The organism is Vibrio sp. B1FIG11 (assembly GCF_905175335.1).
GTDB lineage: Bacteria > Pseudomonadota > Gammaproteobacteria > Enterobacterales > Vibrionaceae > Vibrio > Vibrio campbellii.
On record NZ_HG992751.1, the window covers coordinates 2,782,136 to 2,798,847 of the forward strand.

At 45.6% G+C, this 16,712-nt stretch carries 15 protein-coding genes, 5 tRNA genes and 1 other RNA gene; 10 read left to right on the plus strand and 11 right to left on the minus strand.

Features of this window, described 5'->3' with window-relative positions:
• Nucleotides 1-146 precede the first annotated feature (146 nt).
• Nucleotides 147-470 (plus strand): ferredoxin FdxA, encoded by a 324-nt coding sequence (gene fdxA, locus KHO06_RS12810; RefSeq protein ID WP_005431654.1) that lies wholly within the window; start codon nucleotides 147-149, stop codon nucleotides 468-470.
• A gap of 90 nt (nucleotides 471-560) precedes the next feature.
• Here the strand turns inward: fdxA and KHO06_RS12815 are convergent, their stop codons facing one another.
• The 4 genes from KHO06_RS12815 to KHO06_RS12830 all read right to left on the minus strand — a co-directional run bounded on the left by KHO06_RS12815 (nucleotide 561) and on the right by KHO06_RS12830 (nucleotide 4,569).
• On the minus strand, nucleotides 561-1,295 hold the full coding sequence (locus tag KHO06_RS12815) for an RNA methyltransferase (protein WP_050917741.1): 735 nt from the start codon (nucleotides 1,293-1,295) through the stop codon (nucleotides 561-563).
• A gap of 123 nt (nucleotides 1,296-1,418) precedes the next feature.
• Nucleotides 1,419-1,515, minus strand: an RNA gene (gene ffs, locus KHO06_RS12820) — signal recognition particle sRNA small type.
• Between the two features lie 142 nt (nucleotides 1,516-1,657).
• Nucleotides 1,658-3,655: a GGDEF domain-containing protein gene (locus KHO06_RS12825; protein ID WP_212581706.1), complete on the minus strand. Its 1,998-nt coding sequence runs from the start codon at nucleotides 3,653-3,655 to the stop codon at nucleotides 1,658-1,660.
• Between the two features lie 170 nt (nucleotides 3,656-3,825).
• Nucleotides 3,826-4,569: a hypothetical protein gene (locus tag KHO06_RS12830; RefSeq protein ID WP_045373240.1), complete on the minus strand. Its 744-nt coding sequence runs from the start codon at nucleotides 4,567-4,569 to the stop codon at nucleotides 3,826-3,828.
• A 271-nt stretch (nucleotides 4,570-4,840) separates the two neighbouring features.
• On the opposite strand from KHO06_RS12830, the gene KHO06_RS12835 reads away from it, so the two are divergent.
• Nucleotides 4,841-5,143, plus strand: coding sequence for a DNA base-flipping protein (locus KHO06_RS12835; protein ID WP_005529865.1), 303 nt, complete (start codon nucleotides 4,841-4,843; stop codon nucleotides 5,141-5,143).
• 38 nt (nucleotides 5,144-5,181) lie between these two features.
• Here the strand turns inward: KHO06_RS12835 and KHO06_RS12840 are convergent, their stop codons facing one another.
• Nucleotides 5,182-5,616: a YbaY family lipoprotein gene (locus KHO06_RS12840; RefSeq protein ID WP_005431657.1), complete on the minus strand. Its 435-nt coding sequence runs from the start codon at nucleotides 5,614-5,616 to the stop codon at nucleotides 5,182-5,184.
• A gap of 167 nt (nucleotides 5,617-5,783) precedes the next feature.
• Here KHO06_RS12840 and tesB point away from each other — a divergent pair, with 167 nt between their 5' ends.
• On the plus strand, nucleotides 5,784-6,644 hold the full coding sequence (gene tesB / locus KHO06_RS12845) for an acyl-CoA thioesterase II (protein ID WP_038891543.1): 861 nt from the start codon (nucleotides 5,784-5,786) through the stop codon (nucleotides 6,642-6,644).
• 57 nt (nucleotides 6,645-6,701) lie between these two features.
• Here the strand turns inward: tesB and KHO06_RS12850 are convergent, their stop codons facing one another.
• Nucleotides 6,702-7,169: an Lrp/AsnC family transcriptional regulator gene (locus tag KHO06_RS12850; protein ID WP_005431675.1), complete on the minus strand. Its 468-nt coding sequence runs from the start codon at nucleotides 7,167-7,169 to the stop codon at nucleotides 6,702-6,704.
• A gap of 145 nt (nucleotides 7,170-7,314) precedes the next feature.
• Here KHO06_RS12850 and KHO06_RS12855 point away from each other — a divergent pair, with 145 nt between their 5' ends.
• Nucleotides 7,315-8,409 carry a PLP-dependent cysteine synthase family protein gene (locus tag KHO06_RS12855; RefSeq protein ID WP_005431662.1) on the plus strand — a complete coding sequence of 365 codons (1,095 nt, stop codon included), beginning with the start codon at nucleotides 7,315-7,317 and terminating at the stop codon, nucleotides 8,407-8,409.
• A gap of 78 nt (nucleotides 8,410-8,487) precedes the next feature.
• On the opposite strand, the gene KHO06_RS12860 is transcribed toward KHO06_RS12855, so the two are convergent.
• Nucleotides 8,488-8,805 (minus strand): DUF1244 domain-containing protein, encoded by a 318-nt coding sequence (locus tag KHO06_RS12860; RefSeq protein WP_212581707.1) that lies wholly within the window; start codon nucleotides 8,803-8,805, stop codon nucleotides 8,488-8,490.
• A gap of 203 nt (nucleotides 8,806-9,008) precedes the next feature.
• On the opposite strand from KHO06_RS12860, the gene KHO06_RS12865 reads away from it, so the two are divergent.
• Complete coding sequence (locus KHO06_RS12865; RefSeq protein ID WP_212581708.1) at nucleotides 9,009-9,584, plus strand: porin family protein; 576 nt, start codon at nucleotides 9,009-9,011, stop codon at nucleotides 9,582-9,584.
• Between the two features lie 104 nt (nucleotides 9,585-9,688).
• Here the strand turns inward: KHO06_RS12865 and KHO06_RS12870 are convergent, their stop codons facing one another.
• The 3 genes from KHO06_RS12870 to KHO06_RS12880 all read right to left on the minus strand — a co-directional run bounded on the left by KHO06_RS12870 (nucleotide 9,689) and on the right by KHO06_RS12880 (nucleotide 14,333).
• On the minus strand, nucleotides 9,689-9,886 hold the full coding sequence (locus tag KHO06_RS12870; protein ID WP_045373245.1) for a hypothetical protein: 198 nt from the start codon (nucleotides 9,884-9,886) through the stop codon (nucleotides 9,689-9,691).
• Nucleotides 9,887-10,113: 227 nt separating this feature from the next.
• Entirely contained in the window at nucleotides 10,114-13,227 is a 3,114-nt protein-coding gene (gene vmeF / locus KHO06_RS12875; protein WP_212581709.1) for a multidrug efflux RND transporter permease subunit VmeF, read from the minus strand.
• Complete coding sequence (locus tag KHO06_RS12880) at nucleotides 13,227-14,333, minus strand: efflux RND transporter periplasmic adaptor subunit (RefSeq protein WP_212581710.1); 1,107 nt, start codon at nucleotides 14,331-14,333, stop codon at nucleotides 13,227-13,229. The genes vmeF and KHO06_RS12880 overlap by 1 nt, the downstream gene beginning before the upstream one ends.
• A 283-nt stretch (nucleotides 14,334-14,616) precedes the next feature.
• Here KHO06_RS12880 and KHO06_RS12885 point away from each other — a divergent pair.
• From KHO06_RS12885 to KHO06_RS12905, 5 genes are all read left to right on the plus strand, one after another.
• A tRNA-Tyr gene (locus KHO06_RS12885) sits at nucleotides 14,617-14,701 on the plus strand.
• An 85-nt stretch (nucleotides 14,702-14,786) separates the two neighbouring features.
• Nucleotides 14,787-14,871 (plus strand) — tRNA-Tyr (locus KHO06_RS12890).
• A gap of 84 nt (nucleotides 14,872-14,955) precedes the next feature.
• A tRNA-Tyr gene (locus KHO06_RS12895) sits at nucleotides 14,956-15,040 on the plus strand.
• A gap of 85 nt (nucleotides 15,041-15,125) precedes the next feature.
• Nucleotides 15,126-15,210 (plus strand) — tRNA-Tyr (locus KHO06_RS12900).
• A gap of 85 nt (nucleotides 15,211-15,295) precedes the next feature.
• A tRNA-Tyr gene (locus KHO06_RS12905) sits at nucleotides 15,296-15,380 on the plus strand.
• A gap of 409 nt (nucleotides 15,381-15,789) precedes the next feature.
• Here the strand turns inward: KHO06_RS12905 and KHO06_RS12910 are convergent.
• Nucleotides 15,790-16,662 carry a TIM44-like domain-containing protein gene (locus KHO06_RS12910; RefSeq protein WP_045417701.1) on the minus strand — a complete coding sequence of 291 codons (873 nt, stop codon included), beginning with the start codon at nucleotides 16,660-16,662 and terminating at the stop codon, nucleotides 15,790-15,792.
• Nucleotides 16,663-16,712: the final 50 nt, after the last annotated feature.

Below are 16,712 nucleotides of genomic sequence, written 5' to 3' on the forward strand. Positions count from 1 at the left end.
ATGGCGCGCATTTTACGAGAAATTGATTTGTCTGTCATACTAAATCCAAGTTGCGCGGCGGAATTAACGTAGCGAATGTTGAATTTTGCCTTGGGATGAGTATTATCCCCATTCTTCAATTTTGACTAACTTAAGAGCTGATTATCATGGCGTTTGTCGTAACCGATAACTGTATCCAATGTAAATACACTGACTGTGTCGCGGTATGCCCTGCAGATGCCTTCCACGAAGGCCCGAACTTTATGGTAATCAATCCGATTGAATGCATCGACTGTGGCTTGTGCGTGGATGAATGTGCCGCAGCCGCTATCTTCCAAGAAGACGAGCTACCAGAAGATCAAGTGATCTACAAAGAGCTCAACGCAGAACTTGCTGAAATCTGGCCAGTACAAACCGAAGTGAAGCCAGCAATGGATGAAGCGGAAAAGTGGAATGGTGTTCCAAACAAGTTGGACATGCTAGAAAAATAATTGCATTAAAACGAAAAAAGCGTAATGAACCTCAACTTGAAAAAGTCTGGCTCGTTACGCTTTTTTTGTATCTATGATTCGTTGATGCGATTAGCTGTGTTGACGACGCATATTGTCCAGAATAATACCTGTCGCCATTGCCACGTTTAGCGACTCAGCACCACCAAACGCTGGAATAGTGATTTTATCGGTCACAAACTTCGATGCCGCCTCACGTACACCATGAGATTCACTGCCCATCAACAAAATGCCGTCTGCTGAGAATTCCGTTTTGTGCACGCTTTCACCTTCAAGAAAAGCGCCATACACCGGCAAGTTTGCATCTTCCAAGTAGCTTGGTAAATCCACTAGACTCACTTGCACACGACCAAAGCTACCCATGGTTGCGCTAATGGTTTTCGGGTTATATGGGTCGGCACAATCCGTACTCGCGATGATGTGCTTGATACCGTACCAATCCGCAACGCGAATGATCGTACCCAAGTTGCCCGGATCAGAAACGCCATCCAATGCGATCATCAAGCCTTTAGCCTGCGGCACTGTTACGTTTGGAATTTCAACCACAGCAATAGCTGCATTGTTGCTCACCAGCGTACTTGCTTTGGTTAGGTCATCCAGTGACGCTTCAATGCACTCGAAACCATTGAGTTCTTGGCTGTGCTGCTCTAGAAAATCAGCGGTTGCAAAGATTTGCTTTACACTTAACGAGCTGTTCGCCAATTCCAGTACATTCTTTTCACCTTGAACCAGAAATAAGCCGTGCGCTTTACGCTGCTTCTTTTGACCCAAAGCACGAAGCAGTTTTAGTTGGTTTTTTGAAATCATGAAAATATCCCAGGTGAAAATGGCATGAACTAGAGCGCCAGATTATAGAATAAAGTGAAATGAACAAAAAGAGACGCCGGAAACGAAAAAGCCTCGCTGTATAAGCGAGGCTTTTAAAGGGTGGGACCCCAGCCACATCCCGGCACACAAGTCACACGCTGCGGCTGCTTCCTTCCGGACCTGACCGAGTTCACGAGCTATTGTTGCGAGAGGACCAAGGCCCCATAATTCTGTTTTGAGAGCGTATCTCAAATGATGTGAGGATTATTCAGCATCGCCTGTCGGATTGCAAGGGCTAAAGCGACGATTTTCTCCTTTTCACTTCCGTTTGGACAAAACTCGGTCAATTCAGCGCATTAGGTTCAAACTAGACAAGGGGTTGATTCCTTGCAATCACGAGAGGCTTGCTTACTTGAGTACATATCTTCATCTGCGAGGTGCAATGCTTGTTCAAGACTAACACTGCGCTCACGCTTAGCAGAAACACCAACTGAAATCGTTACTTGGCTTAAATCACCAAATAGCTCCTCTTTTACCTCCAGGCAGTTAAGCTCTTCTATTGCCCTCGCTAACTGCATCTCCGTCGGATAGCCGAGCAAAATAAACTCGTCACCACCAATACGATAGCTCCTGCCCGTCCATACACGATGTATTTTTAGCGACAGCAACTGCAGTACCTTATCCCCGGCTCTGTGTCCGTAAGTATCATTGATTTGCTTAAATTTATTGATATCAAGGTACAAAATAGCAAGATCTTTCGGTACGCCTTGGCGGTATTTCACCTGTAAAGAGCGGCGATTTCTAAGCCCAGTTAAATTGTCGGTGTTCGACTGACGGTACAAATACAGACTGACACCCAGAGCGAACACCAGCACAAAAATAAACACCGCTTGCGTTTGAGTGGCTAAGCGAACTTCGTACTCCAATGCCGTGCGCCAGTCTGGTCTCAAATCGTATTGGGCAACAATCTTTTCCAGATCCAACATAGAAATCGCACGACTAAAATACGGAGCGAGAATTTTGCCACGTTCATTATTCGTTAAACCAACAGACAATTCAGACTGGTAGAACTCACCAATCGCATCATCTTGTTCAATAGGAATCAATTCACTAAGACGCAGGAAGTGATTGAGCATCGCGGTGTCCATTGCAATGTAGTCAATTTCTCTGGCAAGTAGCGCATCCAACATCGCCTGCTGTGAATCAAAACGATTGAGTTCCTTTAATGGCAACATTTGCGTCAGCATCTGATCAAAGAAATCATCCTTCACAACACCAATGCGCTCTGATATCAATTGGGACACATGAGAATACACATTTGGCTTGTATCCAAGGCGTTTTACCATCACAGAGGTTGGTTGATAATGGTACTCAGGGAAGTAACTGAACGCACGTCGCTCACGGCTGATGGTCAGCGGCGCAAGCATGTCGAACTCCCCTTCAATGAACTGGTTATACATCGATTCCCAGCTCTCGTTTGGTTTGCTGATCACCACGCAATTCAGAGCCAAGATTGCACAACTCTTAAGCACCACATCGGCGGTCATCCCCTCTACGCTTCCATCCGAGCGATAAACCACATAAGGGAAAATGGATTCAAATTTAATCGTAAACGGTTTTTCGAGATCGATAGGCAACTGCTTAATTGATTCACGTAACGCGGTTTGTCTCAGTTTGAATTGGTACAAGGCTACCTTCTCTCGCAGCAATTTCTGAACGTCTTCGCTATGAATAAAGTCAGCGAACTGTGCAAGAACTTCAAGGTGTGCGCCTTTCTGACTCACAATAGAAACGGGTTTGATTGAGATATGGTCGTTCAGCAGTGTCGCATCAAACCCTTCTAATAGCATAGGCTTGAGCTGGTTGATGGCATCCACTACGCCATCAACCTTACGAGAGCGAAGCAATGACACCGCTTCCTCATGCCCTTGATATGGTACTAGGAGCAACTCTGGATAGTTTTGCTGGATCAGCGCTTCGTAGATGGTGCCTTTAGGCACACCAACAACATTCGCTTCACTCAGCGTCATGCCGCTCAAACCATAAAGATAGGTGTATTCAATATTGGTTGGGCGTGAATAACTGAACTTCTGAGCGCGTTCTTGAGTGAAAGTAATATTCGCAGCGAAATCACTATCACCGCGGGCAACAGAATCTAAAATCCCATCAAAGCTCGAATAATTAACATATTCAATTGAGACATCAAATTTTTCCGCCACCGCATCAAACAGGACACGTGTAACGACATCATCCGCTTCTGTCGCTACCTTATAATGGGAGACATGCTCTGGTTCTGCTTTGAGACTCAGGCTCAATAGAAAGCAAGCAAAAACCAACAGCCTTTGAACTACTTTAACCATGACTAACGTTTCTAAAAGACCCAATATACTTGGGATTAAGATTGAATTTTTATTATTAAATACACAATAAATATAATAGGCCGAACATATAACATCCAGCCTATTATTTCATAAACAAATCAATAGTCTGCCGCACGGGTCACTATTTAATCAGTGCGGCTGCAACTATTTTATAATTCCGCTTGCTCATCACTACTACGTAAGATGTAGTCCGTCATCCAAGCGGTACCAAGTAAGCATATCCAAACCACGAATACAGGGTTAGGCACATCAATATTTGGGCTGACAACCAAGGCCGCAAAGCCGACCGTCGGTAATGTCCAGCAAAGCAGTTTCCCCCAGCGCATTGAATTTTTAATCTTCGTTAGCGCTTCCATCGACGCCAAAATACCAGTGATGCTCAGTGCAACCAGAACTGCATAAGGCAGATCAGCCAGCCACAACGGCAAGAGTAACAGTAATGACCACCAGCTATGCTTCTCTGAAGGTTTCCAATGATTTGCCGCCCACCACATGACGATCACCGAAAGGGTTTGCACCATCGTGAGCCAAGCAGAGCCATCTAACTTGCCTGCTTGCTGCGTAACCATAATGCCCACTTGCAAAGTCAGCACTATCAAGCCTGCCGTAAGTAAAACACCCAACGAACTGCGACGAGAGAAAACCACCATGAGTAAAGGGAAAAGGATCAGGACGCCCACCGATAACGCAATCGGCTGCATTGATAAGGTCACGCCATAAACAGTCATGGCGCCGAGCAGAATCAGACCAGCAAGGCCACCTTGCGGTAATATCCACAATGCGGGGATCATTAAGGCAAGAACGGGAATCTCTCCCTCACTCAAACTGATGGCACGAGCGCACACCACGGCAAGAAGAGTCGTAACAAGAAATTGAAGTGTCGAAAAAATCATAGCGCCTCCTGGCTTCCCCAACCAACTTGGTAACTCAACGGCATGTCAAACTGGGCATTAAAAATCGTTGAGCGGGTCTATATGTAAACTAAGCGTGAGCTTGTTTTTGTCTTTCTAACTTACTCGAATGATCAATTGCGGCTCAAAAAAGAAACAACAAAAACGGTGGAGAGAGATGAGCAGCAAATGATGTTAAGGAGCAAGAACTGATAGCGAAGTACAACTCTTGTGTATTACCATTCCTTGGTAAACAACAGTGGACACTTTCAGTATGGACCAATTTTTAATGCAAATCTTTGCTGTAATTCACCAAATTCCTAACGGGCGAGTTTCGACTTACGGTGAGATCGCAAAAATGGCAGGCTATCCGGGCTACGCAAGACACGTCGGTAAAGCGCTTGGAAATTTACCGGAAGGCAGCAAACTGCCATGGTTTCGCGTGATCAACAGTCAGGGCAAGATTTCGTTAAAAGGCCGAGACCTTGAAAGACAAAAGCAAAAGCTTGAAGCGGAAGGCATTGAAGTGTCTGAAATCGGAAAAGTGTCGCTCAGAAAATACAAATGGCAGCCTTAAGCTGCCATTTTCAAATCCATTGGGTTAACAGTAAACTATTAACGGGTACCAACCAGACGAATATTTGCTTCATGCGTTTGCTCAGCATCCGTAATCACTGGGATGCTTGTATCATTAATGAAACGTAGCTTGCCATCCACTTCGATACGAGCACGCAGGCTGTAACGGTGATTTGGTTGAATATCGTTGCTGTTGTAGCTTAGCTCAAATGCTAGAGGTACTTGTTTACCCTCTGTTTCGAACGTTTGTTTCGCAAGCACTTTTGCCGGCGCATCCGCTAAAGAAACATCTTCTAGCGCGACGGTCACAACTGCGTGTGGAGGCAGTGCGATACGCTCACGGTAAGCCACTGTACCTGTAATAGTCTTCATAGACGCCTCAGCTGATTCCATTTCTGTTGTTTGAGAAGTTTGGCAACCCACTAGTGCAGCACCGAATAGTAAAGAAGTAACAAGTAGTAGTGTTTTTTTCATAGTTTCCTCAACGGGTGTATCAATTCGCGCTAAGTATAGAGGGAGATTATAAAACTGTCTGCTGTACGGCGATGTATTTGACAATAGTTTGACTAAGTTAGAAATTACCAAACAGTTGATTTTGTTTCATAATTGAAGCAACGATAAAAACAAGGTGAGGACACATCATGAGTAAACCATTAAGAGAGCTACTCAGCCTACTACAACTCGAAAAACTAGAAGAAGGCTTGTTCCGTGGACAAAGCGAGAACCTAGGTTTACCTCAAGTTTATGGTGGTCAGGTTATTGGACAAGCGCTATCCGCAGCGCGTTACACCGTAGAAGATGCACGCACCGTACATTCTTTCCATAGTTATTTTTTATACCCTGGCGATCCAGAGAAACCAATCATCTATGACGTAGAGAACCTACGCGATGGCCGCAGCTTCAGCACTCGTCGAGTCAAAGCGATCCAAAATGGTCGTCCGATTTTCTACCTAACGGCGTCTTATCATGGTGATGCACCTGGGTTTGATCACCAAAACACCATGCCTGATATTCCTGGGCCAGAGCATTTCCCTTCGGAAACCGAGCTTGCAAGCCATATTGCCGAGTTCCTTCCAGAGCGACTACGCAAAACATTCTGTGGCGAAAAGCCGATCGAAACTCGCCCAGTTAACATCGTCAATCCGCTTAATCCAAAGAAAACCGAACCAAAGCAATACCTTTGGATTCGTGCTAACGGAGAGATGCCCGAGAACCAACTGATTCACCAATATCTGCTGGCCTACGCATCCGATTGGGGATTTTTGACCACCGCACTTCATCCACACGAAGTGTCTTTAATGACGCCAAACTTCCAAGTCGCCACCATTGACCACTCTATCTGGTTCCATAGACCATTTAAGATGGATGAGTGGTTGCTGTACGCAATTGAAAGTCCGACAGCGAGCAATACGCGAGGCTTGGTCCGTGGTGAGATCTACAACCAGCAAGGTCACCTTGTTGCAACCGCAGTTCAGGAAGGTGTGATGCGCTTTACCAAATAACGCATCGAATTGAGCTCAAAGAGGAGTACCGGCGTACTCCTTTTTTATTGGGTTGGCTCAAACCCCGTACAATGGCAGCTCGGTGGTGTATTTGATCGGCTCCATCGCAAAGGTAGAGGTCACATTGGATAAGCCTTTTACGCTGTTGACCAGTCGCTTATAGAACTCATCAAAACGCTTCATGTCTTTTACCACAACCTTCATCATGTAGTCGTACTCCCCCGCCATGCGATAAAACTCCATCACTTCAGGGAAATCACTGACCGTAGTCACGAAATGGTGATACCAATCTTCTGAGTGGTCGCTGGTTTTGAGCTGCACAAATGCAATAAACGATAAATCCAGCTTCTCAGCACTCAACAACGCCACTCGCTTCTCGATATAGCCTTCATCTTCGAGCTTTTTTAAACGCTTCCAGCAAGGTGTGGTGGTGAGATTGACTCGCTCGGCCAAGTCATTTAATGACAAGGTCCCGTCGTTTTGGAGTAAAGAAAGTAACTGTTTGTCGATTTTGTCTAAGCTCATTCCTAGCTATTTCCTGATTTAGAGAAAACTTTTCTATCAAAGGTGAATAACAAAACAATAATAGCAAAGTTTTTCTCTGTAGTTATAGGTAGATTATCCCTAAAGATAAAAACAACTACCCTACAAATTTTCGAGGAGTCACGTTATGTGTACTGACCACAACTGGATCAACAATGCTGTACGCAAAATCGAAGCAGATTTTCAACGTTCAGCAGACACTCACCTATTCAAATTAGACCTACCATCTCTCGAAGGCATCGACATCTATCTAAAAGATGAAAGCACGCACCCAACAGGCTCTTTGAAGCACCGTTTGGCGCGTTCGCTATTCCTTTACGCGATTTGTAATGGTTGGGTTGGTCCAGAAACCACAGTGATCGAAGCATCATCAGGCAGTACTGCCGTTTCTGAAGCGTACTTCGCGCGCCTACTTGGTTTGCCATTTATCGCGGTTATGCCAAAAACCACAGCGCGTAAGAAAATTGAACAAATCGAATTTTACGGCGGTAAAGCACACCTTGTTGACCGCTCAGACCAAATTTATGACGAGTCTCGTCGCCTAGCGAAAGAGCTAAACGGTCACTACATGGACCAATTTACTTACGCTGAGCGTGCAACTGACTGGCGTGGTAACAACAACATCGCGAACTCAATCTTTAGCCAAATGGAGCTAGAAGATCACCCAATCCCAAGCTGGGTTGTAATGAGCCCAGGCACTGGTGGTACATCAGCAACGATTGGCCGTTTCATCCGTTACCAAAAATACGACACAAAACTGTGTGTGGTTGATCCTGATAACTCTGTGTTCTATGACTACTTCCAGTCTGGCAACGCAGACATCAAGGGCGAAAACGGCAGCAAGATCGAAGGTATCGGTCGCCCACGTGTAGAACCTAGCTTTATCGCTGGCGTTGTAGACGAAATGCGCAAAATCCCTGACGCGGCAAGTGTGGCAACAGCACATTGGTTATCTGGCTTGATTGGTCGTAAAGTTGGCGCATCGACAGGTACCAACCTATACGGCGTACTTCAGCTTGCATGTGAAATGAAGCAACGCGGTGAGACAGGTTCTATCGTGACGCTACTGTGTGACTCAGGAGAACGTTACCTTGATACTTACTACAACACTGAGTGGGTAAAAGAAAACATCGGTGACATTCAACCTTACCTAGCACAGCTTGAAACCGTTCAAGCAAAAGGTTGCGTTGAACCAGCATGTTGTAGCCCAATCACTGAATAAAATCAGACGTCAAATACAAAAACAGCCCGCTCATTTAGCGGGCTGTTTTTTATTATCTTTGATCTACTCTAAGAAGCGTTACTTCTTCTGACGTGCTTCAGATGCTGCTAGTTGTTCTGGTGTCGCTTTTGGTTGGTGGTTTTGTTTCCACTCATCGTAGGTCATGCCGTAAACACGTTCACGAGCGTCATCGATGTCGATATCCACGCCAAGGTCTTCCGCTTCTGCCTTGTACCATTTACTGAAACAGTTACGACAGAAGCCAGCAAGGATCATAAGGTCGATGTTTTGCACGTCTTTGTTTGCATCCAAATGCGCTAATAGACGGCGAAATGTCGCTGCGTCCAGTTTGTCTTGCTCTTCTTGGGTTAGATTTTTGTATTTGAATTCAGCCACTTTACTTTCCTTTTATTTGTCTCGCAGTTCATCACATCGAAGTGAGTAAGTTTGATGGGTCTAAAATTTGCGCCATTACAACAAATTTTTCTCTAAAGCCCCCGCACTCACCCAAAAGACTGATATGATAACTGCCAGTTATCTTATTGATTAAATTAATACTAATTCTAAAAACGGTCTTTCACAAAGGTTATCGCCAAGTTATGAAAAACGCCATCCTATTATTATCTGCATTGACCATGAGTCTGCCAACTTTCGCCGCTCAAGAGCAAACCCATCAATCCTACCTATACCTAGGTACAGGTAATGTCGGCTTTGATACGCCGGATTTTGGTTCTGATCGCGACAGTGGTTGGTCAACACCTCACATTACGGTTGGCTGGGGCTATCATGTAAACCAATACCTCGCATTTGAAGGGGTACTGCGCTATTCACAAAATGAACTTAAGAATGATGCTCTAAAAACCGACTTAGACCTTCACTACTACCAAGCTGGCATGTCCGCGGTGGTCACGAGTGATAACTTGGGCGATACGCCACTTTCACTGTTTGGTCGCGTAACAGCGCTTGGCACTCAAGCTGAAATGTACGTACCAAACGAACAAAAAGTAGCAGATGATACTGGCGCGCTGTTCAACATCGGTGCAGGTATCCACTGGGATATGAGTAAAGATATCTGGCTACGTGCTGAATACATTTACAACGTTGCAGACATGGGTTTTGATGACTTCTACGACTGTTATGAAGGTGTACAAGTAAGTTTGGGTAAACGCTTCTAACCAAACCTTCTAAACTGGATCTACTACTTAGAATTGAAGACAAAAAAGCCGAGTTAAACACCTCGGCTTTCTTAAATCTGTTTATTAGGGAGCAATGCTAGCCATTATTGTTCTGAAAACTTGCCGGCAGTCTCTTGCTTAACATGGCTACTTTGCTGGCCAGCATCAAGAGAGGTCAGAACGCTTTGTTGGCGATCTTGAATCGCGTCCGTTAACTTCGGTAATGCTGTTGTTGCCAGTAGTGCCATAGCACCTGCAACCAAAACCATTTCAACCATGTAGCTACCACGGAATTTTTTCAAGGGAACACCTCAATACCAACATCAGCCAAAGCATCAATCCTCAGATACCTTGTCTGCCAAGACCCGTCATTCGGTCAAACACGATGAGCGAGTCCGATGCCCCTCGAAGAAGTGGCGAAATAATAACCAATAATTATTGTTAGATCCATAAGTAGCCAGGTGAAAAATACTAAAAAAGCCGAACAAAAATCGTTCGGCTTTTCATTTCAACATCTTACTGAGATAACTTATGGATGCGCAATGCGCCCTTTCGTATCGTGACTCAGCGCTTTATTAAGCTCAGCTTCGACATGGCCAGGTGAACGCGTCTTCGCAGAGATCAAACGGTACATCGCAGGGATAACGAACAGGGTAACTAACGTCGCAAAGCCCATACCGAAGAAGATAACGGTACCAACAGCCACACGGCTTTCATAACCCGCACCAGTCGACATAATCAGTGGAATCGCACCAGCCAAAGTAGTAAATGCTGTCATCATGATCGGGCGTAGACGACGTGCTGCCGCATCCGTAATCGCTTTTTCAAACTCAATGCCGCGGTCACGCAACTGGTTAGCAAACTCAACGATCAAAATGCCGTTCTTGGTTACCATGCCGATCAACATGATCATGCCGATCTGACTGTAGATGTTCATCCCTTGGCCCATCACCACCAAACCGAGGAAGCCACCAAATACGCCCATCGGTACAGTGAACATTACCACCAGAGGGTTAACGAAGCTTTCGAACTGCGCTGCCAGTACTAAATACGCCACTAACAGTGCTAATGCGAATACGACCGCTACGCTAGCTTGATTCTCTTTGAAGTCTTTTGATTCACCAGAGTAACTCACTGAAATATCACCCGGGAGGTTATCAATCGCTTCTTGATCAAGGAAGTCCAATGCCTCACCCAGAGTGTAGCCTTCCGACAAGTTCGCAGTGATAGTGATCGACTTCTGCTTGTTGTAGTGAGACAAACGAATCGATGCCGCCACTTCTTCAATCTTGGTTACCGTGTCCAATGTCACCAGCTCACCGCTCGTGGTTCGCAAGTATATCTGGCTCAAATCTGCCGTGTTGTTGAAGCTGTTTTCATCACCGCGTAGGTAAACATCATACTCTTCACCGCGATCGACATAAGTGGTTTCACTTTTACCACCAAGCATGATTTCCAGAGTTTCAGAAATGTCTTGAACACTTACGCCAAGTTCAGCCGCGCGGCGTTTATCAACCGAGACTAATAGTTCTGGTGTTTTCTCTGAGTAATCAATCTCCGCACCTTCCATCATTGGTGATTCTTCAGCCTTGTTCTTAAGCATTTCCGCCCAGACTAAAAGCTCATCGTAATCCGAGCCGCCGAGCACAAACTGAACTGGTTCACTCGAACCACCGCGGAAACCCGGCATGAATGGGAAAACACGAACATCAGGAATGCCAGCCAATGACTTACGTACTTGGTTCAGCGCTTCTTGTGCAGTGACGTCACGTTCGTTCCAATCTTCAAGGATCATGATAACGAAACCCGTTTGGTCACCCGCCTGGCCACCGAACGCTGGCGTTTGGATGCTGAATGATTTCAGGAAACCCTGGCCTAAAAGCGGCATCAAACGATCTTCTACGATGTCCATGTTTGCCGACATACGGTTGTATGACGTTGCATCTGCACCACGTACAAAGGCAAAGATGACACCACGGTCTTCTTGTGGGGTTAACTGTGCCGGTACTTGATTCATCAAGCCGTAGCTGCCGCCCATACACGCAACGATAACCAAAGGTGCCGCCCAACGAACTTTCAACGCACCGCGCAGCGCTTTGCGGTAACCCGCTTCCAACTTAGCAAACAATTTATCAACCGCTTGGTTAAACCGGTTAGGTTTCACGTTCGCTTTGAGGATCTGACTGCCTAGAACAGGTGTAAGTGTCAAGGCAATCAGCGACGAGAAGATCACCGACATAGCCAGCAATACAGAGAATTCGGTAAACAGCAAACCGACCATGCCATCCATAAAGGAAATCGGTAGGAATACCATCACAAGAACCAACGTGGTTGCGATAACCGCGAAACCTACTTCTCGCGTACCTTTATAAGCCGCCAGTAATGGTGATTCACCACGCTCAATATGGTGGAAGATGTTCTCTACTACTACGATGGCATCGTCCACAACCAGACCGATAGACAAGATCAGCGCCATCAAAGTAATCAGGTTGATAGAGAAACCAAAGTAGTAAGCCGCAATAAACGAAGAAATCAGTGAAACGGGTACCGTCACCGCCGGAATCAGAGTCGCACGCGCCTGACCGATAAAGATGTATAGAACCAGAATTACCAAACCACCAGTAATAAAGAGGGTGCTGTAAACCTCATCAATCGAACGCTCGATAAAAACGGTAGCATCATAGTCGATCGCGAGGCGAGTCCCATCTGGTAAGAACTTCTGAATCTTATCGACTTCAGAGCGTACCGACTGCGCCACTTCTAGCGGGTTTGCATCAGACTGAGGCACCACACCTAAGCTGATGTTAACCACACCATCACTCTTAAAGGTCGAGTTTTCGTTTTCTGCACCAATGAACACATCCGCAACGTCTTTTAGATAAATAGGTGTGTTATCACTTGCGCGTTTCACGACAAGGTATTGGAAGTCTTCTGGCGTGTTGTAAGTACGTGCGGTTCGCACCGACATTACAGTTGAGTCATTACGAACTTCACCACCTGGGCTTTCTAAGTTTTCACTTCGAAGTGCAGAGGTAATGTCAGATGCCGTGACCGAGCGCCCCGCCATCAAATCTGGCTTGAGCTTCACGTACATCACTTTATACAAACCACCAGACAGATCGATGGAGCTAACACCCGAGATCAGACTGAAGCGATCCATCAGGACACGCTCGGCGTAATCAGTCAGCTGAGTACGGTCCATCTCAGACGAACTAAGGTTAATATAGAGGGAAGCTTCACCCGAACCGTTGTTCTTGAATACTACAGGGTCGTCGGCTTCATCCGGTAATGAACGTTGAGCTCGAGCAACCGCATCACGCACATCACTGACACCGGTATTGAGGTCATAGCCCAATTCAAAGGTGATAGTAATACGCGACATGCTGTTTCGCGTGGTGGAACTGATTTCATCGATACCGCTGATACCCGAAAGTTGATCTTCCAGTACCGACGTAATTTGACTTTCAATAATGGTTGCAGAAGCGCCTTCGTAACGAGTACTGATCGATACAACCGGGCTTTCGATGTCTGGCATTTCACGTACTGCAAGCTTGGTAAACGACACAAAACCGAATACACACAGCAGCATGCTCAATACCAACGCCGCAACGGGGCGCTTAACGGAAACGTCAGAAAGTAACATTAGTTCGCTTCCTTAGCCGCTTCGTCTTGCAAGCCTTTCACACTCTTCTCACCATTTGCGTCGGCCGTTTTCGCTTTACCAGGTGCGACGATCTCTTTGACTTCAACACCATCGCGCATGTTCACAATGCCTTGCACAACGATCTTGTCACCGATCTCTACACCAGATTCAATCACAACTTCGTTGTCGACACGTGCTCCAAGGAACACTTCTTGACGCTTCGCCTTATTGTTTTCATCAATCACGTAAACAAAGCGTTTAGTGCCTGAGTATTCCAAGGCTTGAACTGGGATAATTGGCGCTTCAATAGCAGGGAATACGAGGGCCGCTTGCATCAACATGCCCGGCTTCAGGTGATTTTCAGGGTTGTCGAATTCAATACGGATACGAAGGTTCAAAGTTTCCGCACTGATACGAGTATCGATACCCGTTACTTTACCGACGAAGTCCAAACCACTCCACGCACTGGTGGTCGCATGTACATCCATTCCTACCGATAGCATAGAGAGATAGCGCTCCGGAACTTGGAGATCCAATTCCATCACCGACAGGTCATCCAGAGTGAGTAGCTCTGAGCCTGCGCTGACCATTTTTCCTCGGCTAAAATCGATAAAACCAACGGTACCGGCAAAAGGTGCACTGATATTTAGATCCGATAAATTGGCTTTTGCTGCGTCAAGACGTGCTTCGGCAATCTCTACGCTCGCTTTTTGTGCATCAATTTCAGTTTGAGTGATGGCATTACGTTTAACCAAACGCTGAAACTCTTTTAACTTACGTTGTTCATCTTTCAGATACGCTTTTGCTTCTACTAAAGCTGCTTGTGCTTTATCGTCGTTTAACAGAATAAGAAGCTGGTCTTGTCGCACGTTTTGGTTGGCTTTTACGGCGATCTCTTTCACCTTTCCTGAAACCTCAGAAGCAACAACCACCGACTCTGCAGCTTCAAGCTTGCCGATCAGTGATAAAGACTGGTTGATTTGATGCGTCTCTACTTGCTCAGTTACCACGGTAACTGTCGATGGACCACGTTTTGCTGCAAAAGCGGCTGGTGATGCCATTAAAATAGAAAGCGTTAAAACGGATAAAGTGGCTCTCATACTCATAATTTTGGCTACTAATTAGATAAACTTATGTCATTAAACTGAATACAGTTTATCAGTTGATACGACGCCTAACGTCAAGTAGTGTAAATTCAAGTAAAAAGTCAGTTTCTCTTTTGTATAAACGACATACAAAACGCTGACTTTCTGCCATCTTTGCCCAAAAAGGCAGCATTCAACGTAAAAACGTAAGAAAAACGCTTTACAGCCGGAGCGAGTTTGCTATGATGCGCTCCGCACTTGAGAGATGTGTTGGGAAAACAAATCTTAAGTATAAAAATACCCTGGAGGGGTTCCCGAGTGGCCAAAGGGAGCAGACTGTAAATCTGCCGGCACTGCCTTCGATGGTTCGAATCCGTCCCCCTCCACCATATTCTTTCTTATGCTTTTCCTTTGAACATAAGAACAACTTGGAAGCTAGGTTGGGAAACTAACATCTAAGTATAAAAATACCCTGGAGGGGTTCCCGAGTGGCCAAAGGGAGCAGACTGTAAATCTGCCGGCACTGCCTTCGATGGTTCGAATCCGTCCCCCTCCACCATATTCTTTCTTATGTTTTTCCTTTGAACATGAGAGCAACTTGGAAGTTAGGTTGGGAAACTAGTTTTCAAGTATAAAACACCCTGGAGGGGTTCCCGAGTGGCCAAAGGGAGCAGACTGTAAATCTGCCGGCACTGCCTTCGATGGTTCGAATCCGTCCCCCTCCACCATATTCTTTCTTATGCTTTTCCTTTGAACATAAGAACAACTTGGAAGCTAGGTTGGGAAACTAACATCTAAGTATAAAAATACCCTGGAGGGGTTCCCGAGTGGCCAAAGGGAGCAGACTGTAAATCTGCCGGCACTGCCTTCGATGGTTCGAATCCGTCCCCCTCCACCATATTCTTTCTTATGTTTTTCCTTTGAACATGAGAGCAACTTGGAAGTTATGTTGGGAAACTAACTTTTAAGTATAAAAATACCCTGGAGGGGTTCCCGAGTGGCCAAAGGGAGCAGACTGTAAATCTGCCGGCACTGCCTTCGATGGTTCGAATCCGTCCCCCTCCACCATATTGAAGAAGCCAGCTCATTGAGCTGGCTTTTTTCGTTCTATACCTATCATTTTTCAATGACTTACCTCACTCTCTGGCTAAATCTAGCCTAATTCAAGGCGCGACTTATAATGCCTTTTCGTTAAGTAGTACGGCTCCTAAGCTCTTTTATCTACCTCTATTTGAAAGAGAATCGAAGTGTTAGTTGGTTTCTTTCAGTCAATGGAATCAAGCAACTGATCACCCCATTAGTTCTATCTTCACTATTCCCTACTGTGTGACTCATCGCCTCCCTTTTAAGAACCCTATTCGCTCGACTTTAACCACTCGAAGTTATATCGATAGGTTTCGATTCTCTGATCTCCAGACATAAAAAATCCCGCTCGAAAGCGGGATTTTACTAAGACCAAATTGAACGCTGTTGGTGATTAACCTTGAATACCAACAATCAACCAAGGTGCATTTGGTACCGTTAGGTCACGTTCTAAATGCCAGATATCTTCGATGTCTTCTTCGATACCTTCTTCTGCATCACGGTAACGACCGCTAAATTGCAGGCTAAGCTGTGCTTTGTTCGCATCGTAGTCAGCACGAACGATTTCCGCATCTACGTACATCACATCAGTGTGTTGCTCGCCATCTAGCTTCGCACGCTCTGCTTTCAAGTCTTCAAATAGGCTTGGAGAAACGTACTCTTCAATCGTATGAAGTTGGTTGTGGTTCCAAGCACCTTGCAGGATTCGGTAGTGCTCACGAGAGCCATTAATGAATGCTGCTTGGTCAAAACCCGGTGGGTAGTTATGCGGGATGTCAGTTTGTGCACCGAAACCGCCAAAACCACCTGCGTTTGTGTTTGGTTGTTGCTCAAAGTTCTGCATGTTTGGTTGCTCGAACTTAGAAGCGTTACCACCAAATGCTGGCTGTTGACGATGCTGATTCATACTGCCTTGCTTAGCACCAAGCATGCCGCGCATCAGTTTGAAGATAACAAATGCAATCAAACCAATGATCAGGATATCCATAAACTGGATACCTTCGAACGCACCACCAAAGAATGCTGCCAATAGACCACCAGCAAGAAGACCACCAAGTAAGCCGCCCATCAAGCCTTTCTTGCTTGACGATTTAGCACCTTGTTCTTTACCAATGGTGTTTGTATTTTGTTGCTGCTGTTTAGGAGCAGGAGCCGTTTTATAGCTCTTACCGAACGACTTACCACCGCCAAACTTCTTCGCTTCCGCGATAGGTGTTACAGCAACGGTAAACATCAGTAGGGCGACAATCGAAAATAAACGTTTCATCGTTATCCTTAAAATTGACGATAAGTACTTAACCATGCTGCCGAACAATG